At 39.3% G+C, this 19,535-nt stretch carries 11 protein-coding genes; 9 read left to right on the forward strand and 2 right to left on the reverse strand.

Annotated features, from left to right (window positions below; translation table 11 throughout):
* Positions 1-500 precede the first annotated feature (500 nt).
* The 5 genes from KO529_RS17940 to KO529_RS17960 all read left to right on the forward strand — a co-directional run bounded on the left by KO529_RS17940 (position 501) and on the right by KO529_RS17960 (position 10,740).
* Positions 501-1,565, forward strand: coding sequence for a LamG domain-containing protein (locus KO529_RS17940; RefSeq protein WP_215949246.1), 1,065 nt, complete (start codon positions 501-503; stop codon positions 1,563-1,565).
* A gap of 30 nt (positions 1,566-1,595) precedes the next feature.
* Positions 1,596-4,601: a SusC/RagA family TonB-linked outer membrane protein gene (locus KO529_RS17945; protein ID WP_215949247.1), complete on the forward strand. Its 3,006-nt coding sequence runs from the start codon at positions 1,596-1,598 to the stop codon at positions 4,599-4,601.
* Positions 4,602-4,613: 12 nt separating this feature from the next.
* Entirely contained in the window at positions 4,614-6,263 is a 1,650-nt protein-coding gene (locus KO529_RS17950; RefSeq protein ID WP_215949248.1) for a RagB/SusD family nutrient uptake outer membrane protein, read from the forward strand.
* A 19-nt stretch (positions 6,264-6,282) separates the two neighbouring features.
* Positions 6,283-8,187 carry a GxGYxYP domain-containing protein gene (locus KO529_RS17955; protein WP_215949249.1) on the forward strand — a complete coding sequence of 635 codons (1,905 nt, stop codon included), beginning with the start codon at positions 6,283-6,285 and terminating at the stop codon, positions 8,185-8,187.
* A 225-nt stretch (positions 8,188-8,412) separates the two neighbouring features.
* Positions 8,413-10,740 carry a GH92 family glycosyl hydrolase gene (locus KO529_RS17960; protein WP_215949250.1) on the forward strand — a complete coding sequence of 776 codons (2,328 nt, stop codon included), beginning with the start codon at positions 8,413-8,415 and terminating at the stop codon, positions 10,738-10,740.
* A gap of 46 nt (positions 10,741-10,786) precedes the next feature.
* Here the strand turns inward: KO529_RS17960 and KO529_RS17965 are convergent, their stop codons facing one another.
* Positions 10,787-13,003, reverse strand: a complete 2,217-nt coding sequence (locus KO529_RS17965; RefSeq protein WP_215949251.1) for a kelch repeat-containing protein — start codon at positions 13,001-13,003, stop codon at positions 10,787-10,789.
* A gap of 650 nt (positions 13,004-13,653) precedes the next feature.
* Here KO529_RS17965 and KO529_RS17970 point away from each other — a divergent pair.
* The 4 genes from KO529_RS17970 to KO529_RS17985 all read left to right on the forward strand — a co-directional run bounded on the left by KO529_RS17970 (position 13,654) and on the right by KO529_RS17985 (position 15,883).
* Positions 13,654-14,328 carry a hypothetical protein gene (locus tag KO529_RS17970; RefSeq protein WP_215949252.1) on the forward strand — a complete coding sequence of 225 codons (675 nt, stop codon included), beginning with the start codon at positions 13,654-13,656 and terminating at the stop codon, positions 14,326-14,328.
* 127 nt (positions 14,329-14,455) lie between these two features.
* Positions 14,456-14,746, forward strand: a complete 291-nt coding sequence (locus KO529_RS17975) for a helix-turn-helix transcriptional regulator (protein ID WP_215949253.1) — start codon at positions 14,456-14,458, stop codon at positions 14,744-14,746.
* 4 nt (positions 14,747-14,750) lie between these two features.
* Entirely contained in the window at positions 14,751-15,215 is a 465-nt protein-coding gene (locus KO529_RS17980; protein WP_215949254.1) for a helix-turn-helix domain-containing protein, read from the forward strand.
* Between the two features lie 5 nt (positions 15,216-15,220).
* On the forward strand, positions 15,221-15,883 hold the full coding sequence (locus KO529_RS17985) for a hypothetical protein (RefSeq protein WP_215949255.1): 663 nt from the start codon (positions 15,221-15,223) through the stop codon (positions 15,881-15,883).
* Positions 15,884-16,538: 655 nt separating this feature from the next.
* Here the strand turns inward: KO529_RS17985 and KO529_RS17990 are convergent.
* Positions 16,539-19,364 carry a glycosyl hydrolase gene (locus tag KO529_RS17990; protein WP_215949256.1) on the reverse strand — a complete coding sequence of 942 codons (2,826 nt, stop codon included), beginning with the start codon at positions 19,362-19,364 and terminating at the stop codon, positions 16,539-16,541.
* Positions 19,365-19,535: the final 171 nt, after the last annotated feature.

A 19,535-nucleotide genomic window follows, 5' to 3' on the forward strand; every position in this document is an offset into this window, starting at 1 on the left:
CCAAGTTTTGAGATTGATCCTTAAAAATTTATAATGGGGTTCAGTTCTATGTGTAAAGGCTATAGATAGTGAACTATAGATAGTAACAATATGTGTTTTCATAAGGGCCATACCTCAATTCTATTAAAACAGATTATTGCTATTGGCGCAGTGAAGTTGGGAGATCCAAGGAGATTAACTTTACAATTACGCTGATTTCAGGAATAAGGTCGAATTCAGTTGAAACCTGAAATTGCACTGATATTATCGGCTTAAAATGGTTCTTGACTTGAAATTTATAATGGCAAATTTGCTCCTGCAAAAATAATAGATTCTTATTTTTTAATTAAAAAATCATTGGATTAACAAAATTAATCCACAACTAATCCTATCCTAATCCAAAACTAATCCTCAAACTAACCTTGCCTGGATATATTTACGGAAAATTAAATTTTTGATAATACTATGTTGTTTTACAAAAATTACAACGATTGCCTAACCCTAAAGTTTAAATGAAAAATATGAAAAGAAAATTGAATTTATTATTTGCCTTGTATTGTTGCTCGGTTGTTTTTCATTCCTGCGAGGATGAGGTTAATACAGCTCCAAGGGAAATAAGTATGAATTGTCTTGACACCAATTTGGAAACAATGGAGTCCCTTTTAGAAAACGCAACTATAGGTGATGAGGACGGAAGCTACCCGGAAGAAAATGCCTATTCGCTTCAACAGGAAATTGAAAAGCTTCAATTTGGATATTCAAAAGGACTGGCTGGACAATTTACCTTACAATTTGAAGCCGACAATTATTGTATACAGGCAGAGAAGGCAATTGCGGAGTTTAAAAATTCACTTCAATTTACGTTGCCTCCTGGCGAACCTGCCGAATTGATAGTCTTTGGTATAGATGGTAAAGGACGTGTTGAGTTTGGTGCTGACCCTGCATTTGGAGGGGACGATGCTTTTTCGGTAGAGGCTTGGCTGAAATATGATAAAGGATTTTTTGAAAGTGGTATAGGAGATTTTATTGCAACGTTTGATGGGAGTACTCAGCCGATAGAAGGCTGGATGATTAATTTTTTGGGCGATAACTTACGTGCTACCATAGGAATGGGCCCCCAAGAGTCACGGGTATTGGAATTTGGAAGCAAGTTCCCACAAAATTATGGGGAATGGAATCATCTTGTGATGGTTTACGATGCCAGTCTGGCGGAAGGCCAACTCAAGATGTATATAAATGGGGAGCTTTTCTTTAGCAAAACAAACGACATTTTTAATGGTGCCGGAGAATTGCAATCCTATCAACCCAATACCAAGAACTTTAATATGTGGGCCTTTCAAGAACCTACCGACCGGGGTAGGACCATGACCGGTTATATTAAAAAATTCCGCTTTTGGAACACGGCCAAATCCATGGAAGATATACAAGTACTTATGAATTCGGATGTATCAGGTGCTGAAACCGACTTGGAATGTGCTTGGGATTTTACTCAAGTGCCGGAAGACGATCAAAATATAGTGGATAAAACTGGGAATCACACCGCAAAGATTGTAGGTAGCTATAAATGGATGCCACTAAATGACTAACCCTTACGAATATTAAACGTGAATTTAATTATGAAAAAAAATAAGAACTATACCACACACTTGATGTTGGTGGTGACCCTAACTTTTTTATTGCTGTCCACAGGGCAACTTAGGTCACAAGATCAGAATACCGAGGTCCAAGTTACTGGTCTGGTGAAGGACCAAGAGGGCTTTCCTATTCCAGGGGCAAATGTTGTTATAGAGAACATTCAAAAAGGGGTGGTTACGGATTTTGATGGAAAATTTAGTATTAGTGTTCCAAAGGGAAGTGAACTGGCTATTACGTTTATTGGGATGGTACCCCAAAAGAAGGTCATTACAGAAGAGACTTTCTTGTCCATTGTGATGCAAAATGATGAGGAGGTATTGGAGAATGTAGTGGTTATAGGATATGGCTCTGTAGAAAAAAAGGATCTGACGGGTTCTATTGAAACCATATCTTCCAGTGATCTGGTAAGAGTAAACAATGCCAATGTTACGGAGACCTTGAATGGTAAAGTAAGTGGTGTCTTGGTTACCAAATCCTCGAATAGGCCCGGTTCCAATATGAGCATGCAAATAAGGGGGATGAACTCTATCAACTCCTCAAACGAACCCTTATATGTAGTGGATGGGATTCCTTCCTATTCCGGTCTTAAATACATAAGCCCCAACGATATCCAATCCATTGATGTATTGAAGGATGCCTCCTCAACGGCGATTTATGGTTCTAGAGGGGCCAATGGGGTTGTTATAGTGACTACCAAAGGGGCTAATAAAAAGAAGGGCTTCTCATTAGAGTACAGTGGTTCGGTGGGGGTGAAAACCCCAACGCGTATCCCGGATATGTTGGGGAACAAAGGTAACGGACTGGAATACGTGGATTATAGGATCGCTTTGTGGAAAAAGAAATATGGGGATGCCTCTCTTTCGAGGTCCGACTTTTTAACCGAAGACGAAAAACGGCGTATACGCAATGGCGAATATTATGATTGGTTGCGCGAGGTTTCTGATAATAGTATGGTTACCAACCATAGTATATATTCTAGTGGTGGCAACGAAAAAACTTCGTATTCCTTTGGTCTTGGATATTTGAAGGATGAAGGAATGGTAGGAAAAGAAGGCTTTGAACGTATTACAGCAAATATTGGATTGGAACACCGGTTTTCGGATAAGATTACGACAGGATTAACCGCTTATATTTCCAACAACAATACCAACCATGGGGCAGCGGAGACCTTAATAAATGCTTACTTTATTCCACCCATTGTTAGTCCGTACGATGAAAATGGCGAATATGCCTTTATTGTTCAGCCCACATCGAGCAAAATAAATCCATTTATTCAGAATGAAAATAACATCCGGGTAACGGAAGCATTTTTTGCGAATTTTTCCGGATTTCTGGAAATTAAACCTATGAAAGGGCTTTCCCTAAAATCCCAGTTGGCTTACCAGTTTGATACGGATCTTTATGGAGAATGGATAGGGACCTTCACCCAGCAAAAAAGTGGTGTAAATGAAAGCGAGGCATATCGTAGGGAAGCCAGAAATAGAAATTTGGTATGGGATAATATCCTTACCTACAAAAAGGAATTTTTCAACGACCATAGGTTAGATGTTATTGGATTGTTCAGTATTCAAAAGGATACGCATCAGGGATCCGCAATGAGAGGCGATGGGCTGCCCTATGCTTCTGATTGGCACGCCATCCAAACTGCTGACGAGATCCGTGATGTGAGTAGTTATTATTGGGAATCGGCACTTAATTCATATATGCTTCGAGCCAATTACTCCATGTGGGATAAGTATATATTGACCTTTACGGGCCGTTATGATGGAACCTCGAGACTTAAAAAGGGAAATCAGTGGGGTTTTATGCCTTCCTTGGCATTTGGTTGGCAAATGAAAAATGAGAATTTTTTAAAGGATGTTGACGCTATTAATTCCTTAAAACTACGTGTCAGTTATGGAAGGACCGGGAACAATAACATTGGGCATGATATAACATGGACCAAATTGGACCTCTCCCGATATACCTTCGGAGACAGCGGCATTAACGGATTTGGACTTGGAGGGGCCAAAGGCAATGACGATCTGAAGTGGGAAATGACGTCCGAACATAATGTAGGCTTGGATTTTGGATTTTTTAATAATCGTATTTCCGGGAGTATCGATGCCTATAGCCGCACTACCAATGACCTAATTTTTAATAAGGCCGTAGGTTCCGTAAACGGGTTTAATTCTATTTATGAAAATATTGGGACCACTACTAATAAAGGACTCGAAATAGGACTAAGTACCGTTAATATCTCTAGTCAGGATTTTTACTGGAAAAGCAAATTTTCATTTTCCTTGAACCGGAATAAAATAAAGGATCTGTACGGGGACAAAATGGATGATTTGGGCAACCGTTGGTTTATAGGCCAGCCTATAAACGTAATCTACGATTTAAAGCAGATTGGGATATGGCAGGAATCGGAGTCCGATGAAGCCGCTTTATATGGTCAGAGCGTTGGGCATATAAAAGTTGAAGACGTTAATGGGGATTACAACTTGGACCAACAGGATTATCAAATCGTGGGATCACCCAACCCAGATTGGATGGCCGGGATGGTAAATACGTTTTCCTATAAAAATATTGATCTTTCTTTTGATATGTACGCTAGGATCGGGGGGCTGTATAATGATAGTTTTGCCTATACCTTCACGGCCTGGGATAACGAGCATTGGAACAAGGCCGATGTAAATTATTGGACCCCTGTTAATCAAAGCAACGATTATCAAGAGGTGGGAGCCCAATCTTATAATACACAAGTTCTGGGTCAAGTTTCAGGAACATTTGTAAAGATTCAGAACATCACCTTGGGATATTCCTTAAAAGATAAAATGAATAATTTTTTAGGGCTTAATAATGCAAGGATTTACGGATCTGTACAAAACCCTTTTACCTTTTCGGACTACATCGGTTCTGACCCAGAAATTATAGGGGAAGATTTAAATACCCAGCTTTCATTGTTCCCAATGACTTTTACCCTTGGTGTTAACCTCAACTTTTAATCGAATTCAGATATGATAAAAAATATAAGTCAACTCGTTTTTCTTACAGTATCGGTTTTTTTCTTGGTCAATTGTTCCGATAATTTGGATATTGACAATCCTTCGGCCATAACAGATGATTTCTACAACACCAAATCGGGCCAAGAAAAGCTTTTGGTAGATATGTATTCCAAGTATCGTTCAGTATTCAATACAGGTGAACTTCAATACTATGGCACTGATCTTTACATGGCCATTACAGAAAGTCCCAATGAAAGAATGTTCAATGGATACGATCCTTCCTTTAACTCCACTGCAGGAGTTGTGGGGCCCTATTGGAACAATTTATATAAGATTGTTCAGGAAGGTAACATTTTACTCTCCCGAGCCAGTTTGGATACGGAGGGGATGACCTTGGAAGAATTTAATGAAATAACGGGACAAGGCAGGATTTTAAGAGCCTTGGCCTATTATTATTTGGTAGAGACCTTTGGGCCGGTGCCCCTCTATACCACTGAGCAGAACACTGTAATTACGGAGGTGGAAAGGACTTCCGAAGCCGAAATATATAGTTTTATGGTGAAGGAGCTTTCCGAGGTGGTAGATCTGCTCTCTTGGGAGGTAAAGGAACCTGGAAGGCTTGGTAAGGCCGCGGCCTTACAGTTATTGGGGAAGGTATATTTGACCCGCGCCTATAAGTCTTTTGCCAATCCCTTGGACTTTGAACTGGCTGCCGAGCATTTGGATCGAATTATTGAAGATTCGGAATCCCCATATGAGTTGTTGGATTCCTATGCAAGTGTCTATAACGAAAACAATCAGAACAATGCTGAGGTGATCTGGGCCATACAATATGGAAAGGATAGAAATTATATAGGTGGGGGCAATCCACAACAGTCGCTGTTTGGGTTTAATATTGTAGCACTTGAGCCAGATTTATTTGATAGGGTACAGTCCGATTATAGCTCCATGAGTCGTGGCTATTGGATTAATCCTAGGGTACATGAATTATTTGAGAACCCTTATGTTGATTCCCGTTATGATGCCACATTTCAAAGAGAGTTTCACGTGAATAATCCAAATAGTGGGGATTTCGGCAAACTAGGGATTTATTTTCCTCGGTGGAATGATGATTCCGGAAACACCAATGAGGCTATAAACTATTACGCCTTCAAAGAAGATGGGGATTACAAATGGTATCCACAGTCTACTGCTCTACCGATTTTAACTACCGCTTTAGATAGGATGCCGATCATAAAAAAGTTTAAGGATACCCAAATTGATTGGGGTGGTCCTGGTTCCAGGGAAGATGTAATCTTTAGATTATCCGATACTTATTTGTTAAGCTCCGAAGCAAATTTGGGGGCAGGGAATCTTGATAAGACTTTAAACAGAATCAACACCTTGAGAAGACGTGCTGCGGTAACACCCTCGGAAAGAGATAATATGGAAGTATCATCCGTAGATCTAGATTTTATTTTGGACGAACGGGCTAGGGAATTGTTGGGAGAACACGATCGTTGGTTCGATTTAAAGCGTACCGGAAAATTGATCGATAGGGCCAAAGAGTACAATATTTTTATAGAAAAATATAACAATATAGGTAATATTCACCTTGTTCGTCCTATTCCACAGGATGAGATAAACAAAGTAGATGGACTTACTCAAAATACAGGATACTAATTGATATAAGACATAAAAAATGAAAAATACCATGAACAATATATTGATATTTTTATTCATGTCAACCTTGTCCTTTACGGGTTGCGATAATTATGAATCACCAAACCCCTTGGACTTTCAGAATGAAGAGGAGGAGGCTAGCCTTTATCTGGAGCAATATGACCCCTTTAAAGATGAAGGCCAATACTGGCACCCAGAAATGCGCGTTAAACCCAAAAAATACTGGAATTGCGTAGAAGTAATCCCGGTAGGAAGTAGAAATGAATTGGGGCAGACAGAAAAAATAAGGGGCTTGCAATACCATTTATTATGTCAATCCTTGGCAGGCTTGGCCAATAGGGCCGTAGAGCAAGGTAAAAGTGAAGTGGGAGTATGGTTACATGACCATAGCGGAAAGGAATCCTATAAGGTTTCCAAACAAGCCTTGGAAAATATGGGAATTAAAGAGCAAGGGATGCAAAGCGGTCTTGAATTGGCCCGTAACAATTATGGTCCAGATAATGGAGTAGCACTGCAGCTAAAAGATTTGTTTGACGGCTACGTTCTGACCGATGTAGAAAACAATCCCGAAAGCAATATTGTAGCCTCCATAGCGTCCCATGTCCATAATTCCATTATAGTGGACGTAAGGGACAAGGAGTATTATGAAGAAGTAGGATATGAAATGACTTATGACGCCACCACTAAAACTACCCAAGATGCATGGAATGAATTTAAGGACAAATGCAATAATAAGGCCTTGGTCGTTATGCCTGTTCAAACGGGGGAGTTGCGAGAATTTGCCATAAAGAACAATCTGTTCGTAATCAACCTAAATAAAGAATTCAACAACCCGTCGGCGGGCCAAAATGTGGCACTGTTCGAGGAAGTGTTGAACTGGCTAGAGCCCAATTCACCCGTATACGGTTGGGAACAAGGTGTGGGAGAGGATCAGTTTGTAGACAAGGTATCCCAAAGCGGCAATATCATGGTCCCCGCAGACTGGTCGTACAATACGAGTTTAACTTCTATTCTTTATAAAGAACGTCAAACTGGATTGGCAAAGGTGTTGAATCCACAGTTCATAGATTTTGAGGAGGAAGGAAAGAAATACATTTCCTATTATCTGTCTGATGGCGACAACATTCAATGGATGATGAATGGATTTGACGGGTCCGATTATTACACCCACCCTGAGGCAAATGAAATGAAAATGGCGTTTGGCCTGCCAGTAGATAATCTTTCCATGATGGCACCTTCCATGATGCAGTCGCTTTTTGAAGGACAAGCATCAAAAACATCTGTGGTGCAAACCTTTGGGGGCGGGTATACCTATGCTGATAACCTTGGTGAAACGGCAAATAGGGTCCAGAACCTTAAATATATATCGGAAGCAACGGCTTCCCATATGCGCCAACATCGGGTTAAAGTACTGGCCTTGATTGCAAAAGATGCTCGGTCTGCACAGTCGAAAGAGGCCTATCAGGCCTATGTGGACGCCAATGACCAATTGGAAGGTATTATAGCCGTACAATATTCCCCATATGCCGGGGGAGAGGGTGATATTATTTGGGTGACCAATAGCAAAGGGTATGACATTCCCGTAGTTACCGTTAAATATTCCTTATGGAATTTTGGAGACCACAACAATGAGAGAGAAGGGACTCCTACCTATATCGCCAATAAATTAAACTCAGAAACCTCTGAGAACCCTTTTAGCCTCGTGTCTGTCCATGCGTGGAGTAGGTTTACGGACATTGGGGACTCCAGTGACGAATTAAGCGAGAATTCCGGGAGCAATGTAGTAGGACCAGGAGCTGCAAAACTCAATGCGGATAAGCTAGATGAAAACTTTAAGGTCGTTAATGTGGAGGAATTAATTTGGCGTATAAGAATGCATTACAGGCCTGAACAAACCACTAAATGGTTAAAAGAAGTATTTTAAAACTGTTATCTGATATGCAAGAAGGATTCCATATTTCTCATTATGCCATTCTTTAATGGGGTAGAATCCCTTAGTATGTGAGAAGCAATAAAGTAATAGAGTTGAGTTAATAGTTGGTTAAGTTGAGGGGCAAAGAATAGTCTATTCTTTGCCCTTTTTTAAGTATCACAGTAGAATATATTTTGACTCGAACCTATCAACAAAGGACAACAAAAACAGAAAATTATGAAGTTAAGAAAATTGATTATATCGTTAGTGATAATAAGTTCATTTACCGCAATAGCCCAACCCAAAATAAAAGATACCCCAATATCTTATGTCGAGTATGTAAATCCTCTAGTAGGTTCGGATTCCGAGTTCGCCCTATCCAATGGTAATACCTATCCTGCAATCGCTACCCCATGGGGAATGAATTTTTGGACTCCTCAGACCGGAAAAATGGGCGACGGTTGGGGGTATACCTATGATGCAGTTAAAATAAGAGGCTTTAAACAGACCCATCAGCCTAGTCCTTGGATCAATGATTATGCGGCATTTTCACTTTTCCCAGAGACTGGGGATTTGAAGATTAATGAGGACGATAGGGCATCATGGTATTCACATAAGGCGGAAATTAGCCAACCGCATTATTATCGAGCTTATTTAGCCGATTATGACGTTACTACTGAAATTACGCCAACCACCCGGGGAGCACAATTCAGGTTTACTTTCCCAGAATCCGAAAAGTCCCACATTTTGGTCGATGGATTTTTTAAAGGGTCTATGGTAAAGGTCATTCCAAGTGAACGTAAAATAATTGGTTACTGCAGAAACAATAGTGGAGGAGTCCCAGAGAATTTCCATAATTATTTTGTTATTGTTTTTGATAAGGATTTCGAAGAGTTGATTACATGGGAAAAAGAAGAAGGAAAGGATAGTTCACCAAGAATCTCCGAAGACCGAAAAGCGGAGGGTTACCATGTGGGTGCTGCCATTACGTTTAAGACCACGGACGGGGAGACGGTAACCGCCAAGGTGGCCTCATCATTTATTAGTCCTGAACAGGCCAAAATAAATTTAGATCGTGAAATAGGGCAAGATTCTTTTGACCAAACAAAGGCTAAGGCCGCAGCTGCCTGGAACAAGGAGCTTGGTAGAATGGAGGTCTCCGGGGGCACCTTGGAGCAGTATAGGACTTTTTATACGGCACTATATCGAGTGCTATTGTTTCCAAGAAAATTTTATGAATATAATGCCGATAATGAAATAGTGCATTATAGCCCGTATAATGGAAAGGTATTGCCCGGTTATATGTTTACCGATAATGGTTTTTGGGACACGTTTAGGGCAGTATTCCCGTTCTTTACCATAATGTACCCAGATTATTTGAGTAATGTTATGAATGGTTTGGTAAATGCCTACAATGAAAGCGGATGGTTACCAGAATGGGCCAGTCCGGGACATAGGGATTGCATGATAGGGTCTAATTCGGCCATAAATATAGCTGATGCCTATCTAAGAGGGATTAGGGGTTATGATATAGAGACGTTGTATGAGGCGGTTGTCAAGAATTCCAATAGTAAAGGTCCATTAAGTTCGGTAGGTAGGTTTGGAGCGGAATTTTATAATCAGTTGGGCTACGTACCTTATGATGTGGGTGTTAATGAAAATGCAGCTAGAACATTGGAGTATGCCTTTGCCGATTGGAGTATTGCAAAATTGGGAGTAGCTTTAAAAAAACCGAAGAGGGAGATAGAGTTGTTTAGGAAACGTTCTTTAAATTATAAAAATGTATTCGATTCGGAAATTGGGTTTATGAGGGGTAAAAATAAAGATGGATCATGGGCTACTAGCTATACGCCGGATAAATGGGGGGATGCCTTTACTGAAGGTGCTGCCTGGCATTGGACATGGTGTGTGTTTCACGATCCTTTAGGCCTAGCCCAAGAATTTGGAGGGGAAGAGAAAATGCGTTCGCGCTTGGATAGCGTTTTTACTGCTCCCCCAACATTTAACGAGACGTATTACGGTCAACAAATCCACGAAATAACAGAAATGTTGGTGGCAGATATGGGACAATACGCACATGGAAATCAGCCTATACAACATGCAATTTATTTGTATAATTGGTTAGGACAACCATGGAAAACACAAAAGCATGTGCGCAATGTTATGGATAAATTGTATTCTTCGGCACCTGATGGCCTTTGTGGGGATGAGGATAACGGGCAAACTTCTGCCTGGTATGTGTTCTCAGCAACAGGGTTTTATCCCGTAACTCCGGGTACTGGGCAATACGCCTTGGGAAGTCCATTGTTTAAAAATGTGAAAATGCATTTGAGAAATGGGGAAACATTTGAAATAAATGCCCAGGAGAACTCGAAGGAAAACATATATATTGATGCTGTTCAGAGGAATAAAAAAATGTACAACAAAACTTATATCACCTATGAAGATATTATGAATGGCAGTAAATTTGATCTAATTATGAAATCGGAACCTAATCTAAAAAGGGGAACGGAAGAGAGTTCAAAACCCTATTCCCTATCCAAAGACAACTTAAATGGAAAATAGGAATTTTGGCTAAGTATTCCATTGGGAATGCTGAATGTATATGTCTTTATTTTAAATCACTAGGTATGTTCTCGGAAACTTCGTTAAAGGTATAGGGGAAATCGTCATCGAGTACTTTTTTGTACTCGATGACAAAATTATTGTAGTATTTTTTTGCCCTATCGGTGAGCCCCAATTTAATGTAAGAATGAATTTTATAATAAAACGAGAATTCATTCAATTGCTCTATATTACTAAGTATATCTGTTAATTGAACCACTTTGGCATATTCATTCTCTCTATAGAAATGATTTATTTGATCAGGGATAACCTTTAGGACCTCGTGTTCAAAGTCGGTTTTTATTTGGTCAAAGTAAGGATGGTTAAAGGACTTTAGAAAAGTTCCCTTTTTGGATATGTAAATAAGTCTTTCTATGGCTGCACTATTACCTAAATTTTGATTCAAGGAATTTAAGTTTATAATAAAATCAAAATAGTCGCACTGAAACTCCTTGCCGTATGATATAGAAAACAATCCTTGATTGTAAACCACCTCCAAATCTTTCATGTCCAGAAGTGTCTTTCTCAACTGGTTTATGGCTACATTTTTAGTATTTTTAACTTTCTTAGGCTCCTTTTCTGGCCATAAAATGTTGTTGATTTCTTCAGAAACTATTCCCAACGGAACTTTTTTCCAACTGTGTAATAGGATCAGCATAAACAGCTGACGTATTTTATTACTAAACAAATAAGTAATGTTTTTTCCTTTAGGATCAAATACTGTAAATGGACCAAATACTGAAATGGAATTTTTGTCAATGCCGGTATAATGGGAGGATTGATCTACAGCAATGATTGACTTAATTTGTTTTTCTTTTTCCTTTTTATTGATGTTCCATTTTTTTATTAGATACCAAGAGATAAGTAGCATAAGGAAAATACCCGACAAGATGTAAGCCCATGCATTTGAAGCAGTGGTCTTTTCTGAGGTGTATTTGGCAATCATTTTTTTGGAAACTGGGGGATTGTTTAATGAGAATATATTGATGGTATTTGAACCGTCAATATCAAATTCTTGAACAGTACAAAAAAACTCGTTGGTCGAATGATTAAAATAGAGATTGGCATTGGTCTTTATCCTCTCGGAAAGAATGGGCACGGAGTCTCCAAGAATTTCGAACTTGCCATGTTTAATGTCATAACTAGCCATTTGTAGATAGGTGTCCGGTATGTATTCGGAATAATTTAAAGTGTAGAAAGATGTAGAGTCGGCTGATAGCACCATATTTCTCACTGATGCCAAGTTCTGGTTTCTATTTATTTCCCATAATTTTTTGATGTTTCCTTTCTCAAAATTTATACGGTAACAATCATAATAATATTTTTTCCCTATACTTTGGTCTCCAGAGTCATTGCCTACACCACCAAATAATAGAACTTCCTCAGGACTGGTCTGAACCATTCCAGAGAAAAATCGAGGAGAAATTGTATCGCCTGTTAGAGTTAACGTATCCCATGTTTTAGAAGATAGGTCGAATGCATTAAAAGTATTGTTTAGTCTTTGGTTTCCGAAACCGCCGAATATAATAAATCGGTTGTTTTTATTATCCCAAATTAAATTATGGTGGTGCCTCTGTTGTGCCAGTTGGTCCTGGCTTAGTATTTCAGTTTTGAGATTTTCCAAACTAACACTGGCAATTGTAGGACTATCATTGGGAAGGTCGTTTACTTCGTAGACAATCAATTCGTTTGTTACCGAATTCAAAAAGCTTGTGCCTAGATTCATAGGAACAGGAAATCTATTTTTTAATGGGTGTTTTTTGGTTAGATCCTTTCCGAATTCATAATATCCAATAGTGTCAGAATTAATATAGATAAATCTTTGATTGACTTCATCAAAGGCCAAGGAGGTAATTAATTTGGAACTTGTCTTGAATCTATGTTTCCAATGATAGGAATCATTTATGAGCCAATTAGGGTGTTGTACGGTGCCATATCCTTTCCCATTGGCATCATAAACGGTATTCCCTTCACTCTCATGAAAGTTAAACTGAAATTTATTTGAGCCTTCCTTAATGATAAGGTTTTTAATGGCCATCGAAGGTACATCTATTATACTACCGTGTTTTCCAAAAAACAACTCCGGGGTAAGATTAGTTTTAAATTCATATCTAGAAGTATCAAAGGTTTTTTGGTCTGTAGTTAAGGATATTTTTTTTGTAAATGGATCAAACTTCAGGGATATGTGTATCCATTTTTTATTTCCAAGGGAACTCTCAGCCAATGGTATTTTTAAAAGGTTTTTTACCCCATCTAAATTGAAACTCAGTTGAAATGATTCATCTGAACTGTTTAGGTAGGTAAGTGAATAAGAGGTTGAATGATTTTTGTCACTTATCACAAGTATATATCCAAAACTGTCACTGTCCAATATGGAAAGATCAAAGTTAATCTCAAAGGATTTGTTAAAATTTGGTTGGATATGGGAGAATACATTGTATTCCGTTCGTTGGGCTATTAAACTGTCATTTGAATTAAATAATAGACCCTGGCAAATCCCTTTTAGGGGAGAGCATGCAATAAAAAGTAATAATATTGGAACCCTAAGCAGAGGTATGAATTTTTATAAATTAAACGTTAAAGTTAACATTTTTTGGATTGCGGACAATTCCCTTATAAATCATCATTTTCCTTTATTCAAGTAAAGCTTTGATATAAAATATGCAGTTTTTTGACCTTTATATTGATTCTAGATTTAATAGGATTGCCAAAAATTATGATAGGTTGAAGATTATTCTAGGATTCTTAATACAGAGAATTATTGTGGTGGGTTAATTAGACATATTTGCTAGGTTAAATCTAATTACTGATAATATTTTCATCGTTTTGATTACAGTTTTTACTTATATTTATTGGTAGGAAGACTGGATCTCAATGGAAAAATTCATCCAAAATGCCGGTAGGGCACTTGCCAGGGTACGGACCGCCACCAATGATTTTCTGAACGAACGGGTCGGTGGCAATAGGGGAAACCTTATTTTTTTCCTTGTTTGCGTATATATCCTGTTCATACTTCTTGTTTCGGCCCTTATCAATTTTAGGTTGCTTATCGACCATTATGCGATATATCTTGGGTTGTTATTGGCCTTGGTTCTGGCCATACTTTGGGTGGCCGTTTTTTATGAGTCCGAATCGCATATGGCCAAGGACGGACATGGTTTTACAATGGAGCGGTTGAAAAGGTCAAGGATGAAGTTCCATCTTTTGGATCTGGACCCCGATGGGCGGAAGGAACTCGAACGCATACTCTTGGGCAGGAATGTCCTTACCAAGATCAATTTTACCATGGGCAACAAAAGTGGGGAATCTGCAAACCACCGTTTACTTTTTGTCCTGTTCGATGAGATCATTGTCGGGGGAATTACCGAGATTACCGGAGAACGGAAACAGGAATTCTTCCAATTTTTACAAAACTCATTTCTTATGAACGGTGAACCGATCAACCCCAATACCCTAAAGTCCAGTTTCTCCTCTTGGAAGGCCGATCAGGAAAAGACAAACTCCAAGAACCAACGGAAATTGGTAAAACAGATGCTGGGCAAAGCATAATTATAGCATAATCCTTCCCAAACCCCGATTATCGTATTGACATGTGCATATCTGTTGCCATATGTTTGTCCCGTACAAAAGAGCGATCGGCCGGTTGCACATTCTTCAATATCCTAAAAATACGATAATGGAAAATCAACAGGATGTGGTAACACTACTTACAGAGATCAAGGGGCTATTGGCCCACAACAAAAAAACGCTCAATGTGGAGGACCTTGCGCAATACACGGGCCTTTCCAAGAGCAAGATCTACAAGCTTACCCAACAGAAGCTTATCCCCATGGGGAACAATCCCCATATACGCCAGAAATTCTTCGACAAGGATACCATTGACGCCTGGCTCCTGGGGGAGCCCGATCTTTCAGATGAGACCTTGGAACACCGTTTCAACGAGTCGTTGTTGAGGAACAGGAAGTAACCGGATGTCCATTGGCATGGAACCAACGGAAAGAAATTTTCAGGGCATCTGGATACCTAGAACGATCTACCTGAACAAGGAGGTGAACTGGTATGCCAAGATCCTTTTCTTGGAGATACACAGCTTTACGGAAAATGGGAGGGAATGCTATATGTCCAACAGGTACATCGCCTCCTTCCTGCATATTTCCGAACGACAGGTCAGCAGGTACATTTCCGAACTGAAATCCCTGGGCTGGATTGAGGAGACCTCCTTCAACGGAAGGAAGCGCTACTTGAGAAGTCTGCTCCGTTTTGGGTTTAAAATGGGCGACCCTGCCCCGACAAAAGTGTCCATGCTGCCTAGACAAAAATGTCCAGGCAGCATGGACAAAAATGTCGAGTATACTAAACAAGTAACAAAACAAGGAAAAAAAGAATTTACCTTTTTAAAAGAAGAAAATAAAAATAGAAGTCCAATATTGGAATAATCGCTATGGAAAAGGGATGGTCGGAACAATTTCGGAGAAAGGAAACGCAACCAAGACCGTTATGCTCCCCGGAAATTTTTAAAAAAGTTTTTTTCAGGGCGGCACAGGAATTTTATGCCCGCATGGATCTCGACTTTGAAGTGGACGGGACCAACAAAAATTTCCTCGGGCATTTCTGCAGGTACTGGAACCGGGACCCTGCATTCGAACTTTTGGAAAATATTTCCCTAAGAAAGGGATTGATGGTCTTCGGTTCCTATGGCACCGGAAAGACATCGAGTTTTAAGATCATCCAGAACATGTCGAGACAATATGGTCTCAGGGCGCTTTGGTTCCCATACATCAGTGCCCAGGAAGTGGTGGACAAGTACAATGCCGAGAAGAACAAGGACGATGTCATAGACTACTATTCCAAGGGAACCTTCCTGTTCGATGACCTGGGATCTGAAACGGTGGCGAACAATGTATACCAATACGGAAAGGAGGATATATTCGTTAGGATCCTGCTCAACCGTTACCGAAATTTTGAAAACCTTGGGACAAAAACGCACATCACCACCAATCTGAACTCGTCCCAAATAGAGGACCGGTACGGGAGGCAGATATCGGACAGGTTCGTAAGGATGTTCAACCTTTTAAAATTGGACGGCCCCAGTCGGAGAAAGTAGCTGGTGAAAAGAAAAACAAAATCGGAGGGTCTGTGTTAAAGTAAAAGAAGAGTATTCGAAAACCGGTAGCATAGCGTATAGGGTTTGGAATAGCAAGAGGGTAACACGCCAAGGCGGTGTTACGGTCGATATAATATTGGTTTTTAGGAACTTATTGATAAATCAATATTAAGACGATGTCCTAATATTACTGTAAATCATATTGAATGGTCCAAAATCATTGAAATATTTACTGTAAATAATATCCTAGTGATGGTTTTCGAAAACCTAGATTACCATTGGACATGGCGCCAGAAGATTTTGAAATGCCTATAATGATGTTGGAAAAAGAATTGCTATGACATGACACTATTGATGATTCGGAAAAACAAATCCAGTCCCTGCGGAAGTTGAAAAACCTCAGGATTTTTCAACCCCCTCACGACCGCTGATAAAAACATGGGGCAGGGAAAAAACGCCCCATGTCTTTATCTTTCCAACCCACCGTCATTTACTTTGGATAAAACGAGAAAACAACGAAATTACCTAAGTAAGTGCGCCCTAATTCGATTTTACCTAACGCTTATCTTCCCGAACGCGATAAAATCGAATCAGGATCCATGCGCAAAGTTTTTGGGTAAGATTTGGGGATTGTTCTAGCCGTTATTAACAAGATTTACACTAGTCTAACAGGTCCCATAATCCCCATGGGATAATTATCTTGATGCCTGGTCCAATTTTGCGCCACCTTATTGTCCTTCAAACTTTTAAGATAATTTCCTGTGATAGTCGTAAGTTTAATGGAAATGTGATTGGGCCCTTCTTTTAGCTTATCCTTTATGTCATAAATATGGGCCCCATACCATCTGGTTCCAATAAGTTCATTATTTAAGATAAGCTCGGATATTCCCTGAACATTGCCTAAATCAAGGTACTGGGTGTCCATTTTATTATGTGTTATTGTTTTTTCATATATAACTACCCCCGCAAAACTTTTGGTTTGATCAATTTCGAGTAGATCGCTTAACGTTTCTATCTGTATTCTTTTCTTCTCCCCATTCATGTGGTTTAGTTGTAATTGCCACTCCCCAGTGATTTCTTTTCCGGATTGTTTAAAATTGAACCTGTGGAGTTGTTCCCCCTCAGTATTTTTTTCAAATACTATGAGCATCGAACTAGCATGAGGAATCTCCAGATCTAAACTTCTGTCATTGTCGTTGTAAGAATAACGCTTTCTTTCCCCTGTTTCTGGATTCCATATCCATGGATAAAGGCCCTCATTAATTTGGAATTCGGCTTTTACCGAGATGTGCTCGGACAAACTTGTATTTGCCAAGAAGAAGACGGGGTTTTCGTTTATCAAATACGACGACTGATTTAAATATTTGTGCGCTTTATTAAGTTTTACATATGGTTTTAAGGCCAATTCATCTTGAAGTTGCCCATACCATTTAATCAAATCACCAGTTGGAGCTGGATACCGTACTACATTCTCTTTTTTATTGTTTAATAGGTTGTTTATAATTTCTTTTACCTTAGCATCTTCAGCTTCCATTTTATCATAGGCGGTTGATTTAAACGGTACTTTCTCGATAAAAACAATTTTACCTCCAGAATTTGCAAAGGCCACTAAAGCTTCTGCTACGTCCACGTCCATAGTTTCAATTTCAGGTAGTAGAATTGTAGAATATGAGCGTTCTCCGAAATGCATTTTGCCCAACTTAAAAGTTGATTTTTTAATTATATTTTCACTTACATAATCACATCCTCCTCCATTTTGATGAATTGCTTCCCAAAGATTGTTCTGATATTCAGGATACCATTTCTGAGGAAAGGGGTCTCTTTGCGGTCCCATTTTTAACCAAAGATCTATAAGAGGTTGAAGTACAGCAATATTTGCTTGTGGATTGGCATTTTGAAGAAGAAAGGAAATACGGGCCTTATAATTTGCCCACTTATTAAAATAGGGCCACCAAGTGTTTCGCTCATTAAAATAAGCTCCATAACGTATCCATCCAGGGAATTCTGCTTCTGGTGGGGAATAATTAAATCCATGCAAAATAGAGTGATTGACTCCTGAAATATTACTTTGGTCACCTGCGACCTTGATATTTTCAAGAGTTGCCATAAAGGCCATTTCCGTATTTGTTATTTCTTCACAACTTACAATTTTCTTACCCGCAAGTACCGCTCCGGACGACACATATTTATTACACATGCGTGGGCCCCTTCCCTTTAGACCAGTATTGGGATACTCCCTACCAATATCTTTAAACAACCAAGTTTCACATTCGGGGATGTCAATTTCCATGCTTGCTTCAAGTGGATGCATGCCGCGGCCATAAGCCTGCATTCGGGATTGTACATTATTTCTATGACACCAATCGTTAAAGGTGTCGATAAACCGTTCTTTGAAAAGCTCGATTCTTGTTTTGTACATGTCCAGCTCCACTCGTTTTAGGACATTTACAACGTGTTCCGGAAACTTTGTGCCATATTCGTGCTCTATCGGATTACCCATATGCCCTACCTTTTTTAAAATAAAAGGTAGATAGGGTATTAATGAATATCCCCTTCTTTTTTCAAATTCATCGGGTAAATCATCGTTCCAGTTGGCACCTTCAAGTTCCATACTGTCGCAAAACATTGCCCGAATATAGTCTCCCATGTTTCCAACTTTCCCAGTAATAAAACCAGAGATTCTATTTAAATATGCTTCTGTAGCCACTTTACTATAATGGTTGAGTACTGGACCTGCAGCTCCCGGAGCCCCATTTATAACTGCCATATATCCTGAAAGTTTAACTACATAATATAGTACGTAATCACCCTCAGGTACATCTATTTCCAAGGACCCATCCTTTATATTGGCCATCAAATCTTCCCCTTCAATAAACTCTAACGAACTCTTGGGAAGGAGTCTAACCATGATAAAGTCTCTATAAACGTGCTCATTTTTAGAATGAAGGTCGGGATCAACCTTTTTCAATAATTCATCAACCTTGAACTTATATTTTTTTCCACCTTGCATGTCAATTGTCTCTATGGTGACCATTTGAGACTGTTCCTCCTTCTTTAAAAACTCGCCACCAAATGGCCATCCGGAACCGACGATCATATCGCATACCATACCGCGTTCTTTAGCTGCCTCGAGCGCAATTTTTAACATGTTCAACCATTCCTCATCAAAAATTGTAAGCGGTTTATAGTCAACGGGGTCAGTATCATGGGGAAATGCGATAGGATTAATTTCTACACCTCTGATACCCGCCGTTTTCATAACATCGAGCTCTCTTAAAATTTCCTTTTTAGCAAGGCGGTTCCCATTCCACCACCAACGAACAAAAAGATGGGCATTATTTGGTGGGTTTTGAAAGCCTTTATATACTTCATCAATGTTCGAAACATTTGAAACGGGATCCATACATCCCATAACAGAATTAACGAAAATTACTCCCGAACTTGCGAGCACACTATTTTTAACAAAATCCCTTCTTTTCATATGTAATGTACTAAGTAGTTTTAATTTGTAAATTAAGCTTGCCGTACTAAATAATTGACAATGATAAATATCAAATTTTTATTCGCCTATTTCAATGTTTCGAAGATAAAACCTGAGTTATTATTTAAAAATTCCAATAAATGGGCGGACCTGTACAATCCGCCCAAATAA

The sequence above is a fragment of the Arenibacter algicola genome, from assembly GCF_018860365.1.
Taxonomy (GTDB): Bacteria; Bacteroidota; Bacteroidia; order Flavobacteriales; family Flavobacteriaceae; genus Arenibacter; species Arenibacter algicola_B.

Bases quoted from the DNA above. Each gene is read 5' to 3' on its own strand.
- KO529_RS17985 (WP_215949255.1), top strand. From the start codon at position 15,221: ATGGAAAAGGGATGGTCGGAACAATTTCGGAGAAAGGAAACGCAACCA.
- KO529_RS17970 (WP_215949252.1), top strand. From the start codon at position 13,654: ATGGAAAAATTCATCCAAAATGCCGGTAGGGCACTTGCCAGGGTACGG.
- KO529_RS17940 (WP_215949246.1), top strand. From the start codon at position 501: ATGAAAAGAAAATTGAATTTATTATTTGCCTTGTATTGTTGCTCGGTT.
- KO529_RS17980 (WP_215949254.1), top strand. From the start codon at position 14,751: ATGTCCATTGGCATGGAACCAACGGAAAGAAATTTTCAGGGCATCTGG.
- KO529_RS17990 (WP_215949256.1), bottom strand. From the start codon at position 19,364: ATGAAAAGAAGGGATTTTGTTAAAAATAGTGTGCTCGCAAGTTCGGGA.
- KO529_RS17945 (WP_215949247.1), top strand. From the start codon at position 1,596: ATGAAAAAAAATAAGAACTATACCACACACTTGATGTTGGTGGTGACC.
- KO529_RS17950 (WP_215949248.1), top strand. From the start codon at position 4,614: ATGATAAAAAATATAAGTCAACTCGTTTTTCTTACAGTATCGGTTTTT.
- KO529_RS17960 (WP_215949250.1), top strand. From the start codon at position 8,413: ATGAAGTTAAGAAAATTGATTATATCGTTAGTGATAATAAGTTCATTT.
- KO529_RS17975 (WP_215949253.1), top strand. From the start codon at position 14,456: ATGGAAAATCAACAGGATGTGGTAACACTACTTACAGAGATCAAGGGG.
- KO529_RS17955 (WP_215949249.1), top strand. From the start codon at position 6,283: ATGAAAAATACCATGAACAATATATTGATATTTTTATTCATGTCAACC.